Source organism: Gammaproteobacteria bacterium, assembly GCA_022340215.1.
Lineage (GTDB): Bacteria > Pseudomonadota > Gammaproteobacteria > JAJDOJ01 > JAJDOJ01 > JAJDOJ01.
The window spans coordinates 1-8,404 of sequence record JAJDOJ010000098.1 but is presented as its reverse complement, the minus strand read 5'-3'; the positions used below and the strand labels follow the sequence as shown (position 1 = coordinate 8,404).

Here is an 8,404-nt window from a genome sequence, read left to right as displayed (position 1 = left end):
CTACCCCGTTTCATACTGGCTGGGCAGAAGCATGTCATCATGTGAGGCCAACAATCGCGAACCGCTTCTCTATCCAGACGAAGACGATCGATTTTGTCTGGATAAGCTCAACCTCGTGCGGACAAGCGGGGATGGTAGACCACCCGAGGGAATACCCCTGGTCGAGCTACCAGCACAATTCATTGGAGAAAGGGACGCATTGACCACGCCTCACGAGTGATACCAGTCCCTCGGCGAGAATGAGCAGAAGCGCCAGAAGACTTATCGTGCCCTATTCAAGGCCCTAATTTCCGAGAATACACTGGCCGAGATTAGAGACGCCACTAACAAATGCAGAGTGCAGGGAAGGAAAACATTCAAGGACAGAATCGAGCGATAGCTCAACCGGGCGGTGAGCCCGAAACCGCAACGGGGCGACAGGAAATCGGAGGCCTACCGAAGAAGCAGCCTGACCGATCGAGTCTGACCCTATTGATCCGGATCGTCACCAGCGAGATCTCGCCGCACGCCTCGCTGGTGGAGGTGAAGAAGGCGGCGAGCGACGAGGCTGAGAAGCAGTATCTGGAATCCGGGTTGCGAGAGACTGAGGGCAAGGTGACGGAGCTGGCGCGGCGCATCGAAATGACCCGGTCCCACCTGCAGACGCTGCTGAAGAAACATGGCCTGCGGTCGAAGGACTTCAAGCAGAACCGGGAATCCTGAAACCTTGCCGAAGGCGTTCTATCCCGGAACGTCGAAAATTCGAAAATTTACGGGTTTCACCTGTGCAAGCCGCTTCAGCCAGCGTCTGTGCACCGCTCGCCATATCACCTGAAAGAAATCGCCTAAATCAGTGTCACACGCAGATCCGTCAAGCCAAATCCGGCGCCAGTGTAGCGCCGGCAGTTTTACCGCCAGATGCAAGCTTGCCGATTTCCTGGTCGATGAAGAACAATCCCTTACCTTCCGTGCCGATGATCTCGATCTTGTCCAGGATACCCTTGAACAGGGCTTCTTCCTCGTGCTGCTCGGCCACGTACCATTGCAGGAAGTTGAACGTGGAATAGTCCTTGCCTTGAAAGGAGGCATCCGCGAGCGTGTTGATCTTGCTGGTAATGAAGCACTCGTGTTTGTATATCTGGTTGAACATGTCTGCCAGCGAATCGTATTCGGTGGGTGGGGCATCGATCTGGCCCAGCTTCGCCAACGCGCCAGTCTCGTTGACGTAGGTGAAGAGACGCTGCATGTGCAGCATCTCCTCCTGGGCATGCTGCACCAGGAACTGGCTGCACCCGCCCAAACCTTTGTATTCGGACCAAGCCGCCATCTGTAGGTAAAGGTTAGAGGAATAGAACTCCAGGTTGATTTGCTGGTTGAGCTTGTCGAGCAGATCTTGCTTTAGCATAGCGAAACTCCAAAATTCATGAAGAGGCAGTTGATGAAAACCCGGTGAGGCGGCATCCACCGTACCGGCACAATTATATACCTGTGACTCTTTGGTGGCTGTTCGACGTTTCATGTGGCTTTGAGGGTGGACGCTGTGGGACGGACAATCAGGTAGATCATCGTCATGAAGGTTCTCGTGTCCCGGTAGCCCCGGACCCTTGCCGCTTGAAACAGACCCTTCAGATCGTCAAGTCGGGTACTGGTGTGGGATGGTGTTCGGTAGGGACAGCTTATCCCGATTCCTTCGAGCGTATGGACGTGGAATGCCCGGGGACGTAACAATTGGCAGACTAACTTAACGAAGGTAAACTGGCGTACGCTACTGCCAGCAATAGTGGGCGGAGTACGGAATCCATGCTGGTATGGACAGTCGCTCCCGGCGAATGAACGCCACCCATGTTGAGCGATGTCCAATTTGTTGTCGACCACAGTGTAACCCTCCGCCAGGGCAGTGGCATTTGAAGGTACTGCCTTATCTGCCGGACACTGAATTCAGGTGATCGCTCGGGGCACAACGCGGTACGGAGGGGGAGCTGTTCGGCTACGAAGTGTCCGGTGTAGGCAGAACAAACTTGATCCTGGAAGGATCGGCACAGGCGCTCATCAGCGCCTCCCAGTTGGGGGCATACAAGGTCATAAACAGCGACCGGAACCGCTCCCATAGGTGTCGCCGGTCAGGATGCACAATGACCGCGCCGCCTACGCACGATGTACCTCATGGAATGTGCAGCACATAAACGTCACCTCCGGCACGCCCCATTGGTGGCCTTGGTCACATACCTCTTGGCCATGGGCAACACAGCCTTGGCGGACCCCGACGCCGAACGAAAGCCCTCGCACACCTGGTCCACGATATAGAGGCCCTCTAATCGCTCATCGCCACGGTCGAGGCGCAGGCCCAGGGCAGTCCCGACGCCCGGACTCGCTTCCGCTACGACTAGCTTCTCCAGGACCTCTCGCGGATCCGCGCGGGCATCCAGGAACGCCTCGACGCGCCCCGCATAGGGTCACACACGGCGACTACCGGCAGTGAAGTCTAGCCATGACGCACGCACAGAACGCTACGTTCCAGGCCAGGCCAGGCCTGGCCTGGCGTAACGCCCGGGACACTGCTCACGACCATCGTGCTGGTCTTCGTCTGGGCGATGTGGTTGACCGTCGGCACGTTTCGGGCCTGGTAGGACGGTCAGGTTGCGCTGTTCGACCTCGTGTGGGCAGCGCTGCGGGCCAGCATCGTGTTGCTCATGCTCGGTTTCTATCTGCGGCGACGGGGTGGCCGGAGCCGTGTCGGTCCGGGGGCTGAGCCCGGCGTGTGGTGATCAGGGGTTCGCCCCGTTACTTTGGAGAAACGATAATGTTCGCACAATTGATGAAAAGAACGGTGGCCCTGCTAGGCTTACTTGGTCTCATGGTGAGCCGCCAGGATGGGCGGTACTACCGATCCTGGTCGCGCAGAGTACGGCGCCGGCGGATGGTGACTGGATCGGGTTGATCCAGGTAGCGCACTGCAACGCCAGTCCGCCCAGCGCCGAGGGGCGATAATCACGGACATGGCAGCAGACCTGCCACTGCCGCGGCACGAGCCGATGGGCACCGGCGTAGGCATCCAAACAGGCGGTGACCACCCGGCGCAGGGGGGCGCGTGCTTCTTCACACGCGTTCTCCTGGTTGAGACATCAACCGCAATGTTAATGATTTCCGTTGGTTATCGCCAAGTTGATGGCATTGGCTTGTCAGGAGGCCCGCTGATCGCTCGATGACGATTCCCGATCGACGATGGTCAGGAGCCCCTCTTTGACTGCGCGGCGCGCCAGCAGCACCTTGCTGCTGGCGCTGAGATTTCCCGGCAAAGCGCTGACCGGGAATGTGGCATCGGAATCGGCAATGAAACGCCACGCTGCCTCAACATCAACCGGCCCTTTGATTCGGTTTCCGGGGAAAATGATCTGGGAGCTGTCCTCGTTCCCTGTCACATGACAGATCAAGCCCTTCCTTCTTGCTACCATCGTGTCCGGATTCATCTGCGCCGCCTTGGCGAGGCTGCGGAAGTGGCCGTCCGGCAAGGGCTGCATTCTGTCGATGAAGCGCTCCTGAAGTCGTGCGATACATGCCTTCAGTTTGTCGCTCTTGGCGAGATTGTGCACCAATTCAGGTACCCGTTGTTCGAGTGTCTTGGCGGCGTCATCGTTATTCAGGTAGCCGATCGGCAGGGCCCTCCTCAGTTCAACATCATGCTCGCTTTCCAGCGTCAACAGATCGGCGAGCAGATCCTTCCAGTAATACGGTCTGATACCTACGGTGAAATGAATGGATGGCCGGTCCGTGGTGAAAGGTTCGTGCACGTAACCGCGCGGGATGTACAGGATATCGCCCGCGTTCAAGGTGAATTCCTGCTCCGGATCGTTCGGCATCTCGAGTGGAACGGGTTTATCCGCTAAACGTTCGTACGGCAGATCGACCCAGGAGTCGTAAATCCGCCAGGTTTTCGCTCCCTCGATTTGGGCAACGAACACGTCGTGTGGATCGTAGTGAGGAGGGTAACCCTGTGCGCCCGGCGGGGTGACATAGACATTTATACCGACCGGGAAGCTGAAAAATCTTTCCAGTTCAGTGCAGAGGCGAGCGGCCGGCTCCCAGTAGCTCTTGGCGGAGTTGAATACTATGGTGTCGCCTAGATTGTACGCGTTATAAAGTCTGTTTATATTAGAAAGCTCTTCATCGGCGACCGAAAAGTTCCTTCTCGTCTGCGTCTCCTTATCGGTCCTGGCGATCCTGAGTTGGAGATATTCAAGTTGCCTGAATCTGACAATCGTGTCGATGTCATCGGCAGAAAAAAGATCCGCATAGTACTCGGGGTCGCCTCTGTGAAATACGAAAGGCTTTTTCTCCCAGTACGTCTGGATGAACTCGTCTGTTCCCAGGGGATGGATAAACCATTCGAGATCGAAGTGGGTATTACGCATGTCAATGGTCCACGGAATTCAGTTACCGGTTTGTTGTTGGTAGCGAGACTACCAGACCAGATCTTCAGAGCGCCGGGAAGCCCAGCATAGCCGGTACCAAAATGCCTGAGCGTCTATCGTTATCGGTAGGCTTAAACGTCTGCGCCCCCACGTGCCTGATCAAGAAGATTGGCTGCCACTGCAAGTCCCACCTCACCAGGCTCGGACACCGCGGGCTCGTAACCTCTCTCAAGCCGTGGGAATATTCGGTCCGACCGCCCCTCGCAGGCAGCGCGTCATAAATTTCCCGGACGTTCTGTTCTTACTCTCAGACGGAAGGGATAAAAATAGCATACCGGTAGCGGAAATATTCACCGTCTGGTCTCTACCCGGACGCGCCTTAGCGTATCCCCTGGAATCCCCAGACCCACCATCATCCGGGGGCGCGAGGTGCCTACACCAGTCCTTTGGTGGTGGTCAGTCCCGGTCCGCAAACAGGGGTGTCTTCGGGGAGTGAATTGTTCGCACATCGCGGCGGTGGCTGAGCCTATACTGCAGCTATGTTTCCGTGCCGCCAGAATCCCCGCGGGGGATCCACGGCTGGAAAATGCCGGCGGGATTTCGATTCAAGCAGGAACCACGCTGATCGGGAATATGGGAGTACCACGGTGGGCGCCGGATTCTTGCTCCTGGCGGGGCTCACGGCGTTGCAGGGTATGAAGGTCCGCACCTGAAGCGGTCCAGATGGGAATCGGAAAGTTGATTAGCTGACATAGGTTTTATACGGAGGATATGCAATGACCGAAACAGAATCCCAACCGAAGAAGACGACGAAGATCATCGCCAGGGCAATGAGGGACGATGTCTTCCGGGAAGAGCTGCTAACCAATCCCAAGGCGGCAATCCAGAAGGAGTTCGGAAAGGAATTGCCACCTGAGCTAGAATTGAGAGTGGTAGAGGAAGCGCCGAATGTCGTCTATCTGGTGCTTCCTGCCAGGCAGACGCCGACAGACGAGCTTTCGGAAGACGAACTCGAAGCGGTGGCAGGCGGCTTCACATTGGCCGATAGTTCTCACCGGGGGACAATTCTTAGCTGTTATCCGCTCGATATGTGGCTGGACACGGTTTTGAAGTAACCACTTATCTTCTCGTCTACCAGGTGTCGCACCCGCTATTGTCCGGGTGCGGCTTCCCGGTGAACCAAATATCCTGATTCTCCGGTACTCGGGGAAGACAATGCCGCCAGAGGAAGCCAGCCTCTTCAGCGCTTACCAGAAGGGCAGGCTCTCGCGCGGCCATGTTGAACGACTCGCAACCGAACTGGCGATGCGCCACGCAAAGCTGGCGTGCGACCCCTATTCCTCGCTCTGCCAGCTCAGTCCTCGCCTGCAGGCAGACAAGTTTTATGACCATTGCCTGGAAATTGCGCAGCGCGTCGCAGACAGCCTAACGACGTCCGAGCTGCGGGAATTGTCCGGAAAGCTGGCAGGCAGCGGGACAGAGCCATGCGGCCGGAATCATGCATCCTTCGATTACGAATGCAGTCCTGGAGTCGGCTACTCGGGTAGCGGCGGTCGAATCCTAAAAAACGTATTTCTGCATCAAGGTCAGATGGTTCTGGGCGAAGTTTCCCCCGGGAAGGAAACAACCGGCGAGTCCGGCAAGGAGGCATTGAGCGATGTCGCCTGCGTGCTCTTCGAGCTGGAGCTGTTGGGGCTGGGTGTGCTGGCCAATTACTTCATGGGAGCCTGGCTGGAGTATTCAGGAGATTTCGATGCCCTCGTCATTGTGCGTACCCTGGTTGCGCGCGAGGCATTGCTGTATGTCGAACGGCGCCTGACCTCAGATGCGCCGGCGAGTTTTCCCTTAGGCGAGGGCTCGGGATCCGATACCGAGCGTGCTTTGCGCATCGGCGGCGAGTACCTCGCGCAGCGTCGCAAGCCGAAGATGATCATTACCTGTGGATTCAGCGGTGCGGGAAAAACGACCCTCGCCACCGCGGTCGCGGGATATCTCGGAGCGATCGTCGTGCGCATCGACGCGGAACGTAGCCGGTTGTGGCTGATTCGGCGCAAGTCGGGGCAGCGGGGCAGCTTTGAATTGAGGCCCGGCGAGCTTGTAGACCGGATTGAGGAGCTCACCGGCCAAGTCATAAGTGCCGGTTGGCCGGTCATCGTCGATTCCTGTTTTCTGCAGGGCAGGAACCGGGAGCGTTTCCGGACCAGGGCGGCGCAACTCGATTTGCCATTCTGTATTCTGTCGTGCTCGCCACCCCTGGCAGTAGTTAGAGAACGGCTAGACAGGCGCCGCGCCTTCGGTTCGTTCTTTTACGGACAAGAGGTGAGTCCTGATAAGACGAAAGGAATACTGCAAGAGCAATTGGATAGGCTGGATCCACTCGATCCGGATGAGTGCGCTGTCACCATCAGCGTCGATACGAGCAAGGAGGTCGACCACCAGCTATTGGCGAACCGGATATTGCGCTTCTGCCAGGAACAAGAGGACAGAGCAGTCGGTTGATGGGTGCGCCTTTTAGGGAACATCGGGAACGGAGCACAATATCCGTCAGCTTGGGACGAAACTGTAATCGGGCCCTGCTTCCGGTCTTTGTTTCACTCGCCGCCTGTCAGGGGCGTGCTTCAACAAATAGCGAGTAGTACTTCTTGCCGTAGCGTGCTCCGGCGACGCTGCTTATGTCGTCGACTCGCAGCACGGGATCGTCGCTTTGCATGAACTCGCTGCGGACAACCGAGCTGAAGCCGGCCTTTCGCAATGCATGCTCCAGGGTTTCAAAGTCGTAACCGAACTTGTGAGCAGACAGGAATAAACCTGGATGCGGCCCCGCGCCGGCATAGGCGAGAAAATCTTCGAGCCTGGTCAGAGACTCCGGCCACCAGTGCCAGGTCTTGCGACGCTCGGCAAAGAAAGTGGCATCGTGTTCCACATAGGCATGTATGCACTTTTCGATGTCAGGCACGATGATCCGTAAACGTCCCTCGCAGGACAGGACGCGGTGAATTTCCTTCAGAACGCCAACCGCTTCGTTCGGGTAGTAGAAATGTTCGAACACGTGAGACATGAACACGTAGTCGGCGGATTCGTCGTCGAACGGCAGGCCCCAGCGCAGGTCAACTGCAAGTTCCGCAGGATAGGTGTCGATATTGACCCAGCCCTGTAGGCGCGACTTGCCACTGCCCAGGTGAAGCTTCAACCCCTTCGCGACTGGCTGCAGTCCGATCTGCTGTAATTGCTCTGCGACGTAGTCGGTTCGAAGATTGTTGACCTCATGTTCCAGCGTGCGAAGACCTGCGGCTAGAGCCGCGAGTCGCGTCGATGGCGAGATACCAGTCGATTCGGTAATGCGCCGGGCCGCATAGGATCCCATGGCGGCAAGACTGCCGGCGAGCCGTTGTATCGTGTCGGCCAGCAGGGCCAGTTGTGCCTGAACGGCCCTGGGCGGGTTGGGCTCAGGCGTAGCGTCTTTTCCCGCTACGAGCAGGGCTCCGATTGCCTTGAGTCTGTCGACATGTATCCGCGCGGTGTCCTGTTGTTCGGGCGGAAAGTGGCCGACAACGCCTTCGACGGCGGCGGGTCGAGCAAATCCGCTTAGAACGGCCGGCAGCAGGCGGTCATCGCTTCGGTAACACTTTGCGCGACTGCCGTTCAGGACCAACGCAGTTCCGCTCACATAGCGAATAATGGCATCCGGTGCGATGACGTAGGTAATGGACATGCTAACGGAATCGGCGAGCAACTGACGGTACCGATCTGATCGGTCCAATCTCCGCCCCACTTCCCATCGGGAGGTGGGGCTTTTGTTGAACCGAATTCTTTGCGGAAATCAAACCGTGGCGATCGATGGAGCGGGATAACTCGCCTCGAGCCCGTTGGAGGCGTTACCGCTGAGGTCGGCATCGACGTGGTTGGAGTCGATGATGTTGAGGGTCTGGTACTGGTTGTTGATCTGGATCTGATCGGCGATGTACTGGTTGACGAAGTACTGGTTGATGGCCGGTGCGCCGGAGCGACGGGCGAGG

Annotated in this window: 6 protein-coding genes and 1 pseudogene; 3 read left to right on the top strand and 4 right to left on the bottom strand. The window is 57.5% G+C overall.

The annotated features are described in order from the left end of the window. Positions 1–507: 507 nt before the first annotated feature. Positions 508–702: pseudogene (locus LJE91_07425) on the top strand (sigma-54-dependent Fis family transcriptional regulator). A gap of 148 nt (positions 703–850) precedes the next feature. Here the strand turns inward: LJE91_07425 and ftnA are convergent. Together ftnA and LJE91_07415 are read right to left on the bottom strand one after the other, a co-directional pair. Beyond that, positions 851–1,384 (bottom strand): non-heme ferritin, encoded by a 534-nt coding sequence (gene ftnA, locus LJE91_07420; GenBank protein MCG6868552.1) that lies wholly within the window; start codon positions 1,382–1,384, stop codon positions 851–853. A 1,774-nt stretch (positions 1,385–3,158) separates the two neighbouring features. Further along, entirely contained in the window at positions 3,159–4,388 is a 1,230-nt protein-coding gene (locus LJE91_07415; protein ID MCG6868551.1) for a cupin domain-containing protein, read from the bottom strand. Positions 4,389–5,164: 776 nt separating this feature from the next. On the opposite strand from LJE91_07415, the gene LJE91_07410 reads away from it, so the two are divergent. Both LJE91_07410 and LJE91_07405 read left to right on the top strand, forming a co-directional pair. Further along, complete coding sequence (locus LJE91_07410) at positions 5,165–5,503, top strand: NHLP leader peptide family RiPP precursor (protein MCG6868550.1); 339 nt, start codon at positions 5,165–5,167, stop codon at positions 5,501–5,503. A gap of 100 nt (positions 5,504–5,603) precedes the next feature. Next, positions 5,604–6,887, top strand: a complete 1,284-nt coding sequence (locus LJE91_07405) for an AAA family ATPase (GenBank protein MCG6868549.1) — start codon at positions 5,604–5,606, stop codon at positions 6,885–6,887. Positions 6,888–6,993: 106 nt separating this feature from the next. Here LJE91_07405 and LJE91_07400 read toward each other — a convergent pair whose 3' ends face one another. Together LJE91_07400 and LJE91_07395 are read right to left on the bottom strand one after the other, a co-directional pair. Continuing rightward, the gene (locus LJE91_07400; GenBank protein MCG6868548.1) at positions 6,994–8,121 is read right to left on the bottom strand and encodes a methyltransferase domain-containing protein; all 1,128 of its coding nucleotides are present in this window, start codon (positions 8,119–8,121) and stop codon (positions 6,994–6,996) included. Between the two features lie 87 nt (positions 8,122–8,208). Continuing rightward, a partial coding sequence (locus tag LJE91_07395; protein MCG6868547.1) for a hypothetical protein occupies positions 8,209–8,404 on the bottom strand: 196 nt, incomplete at its 5' end.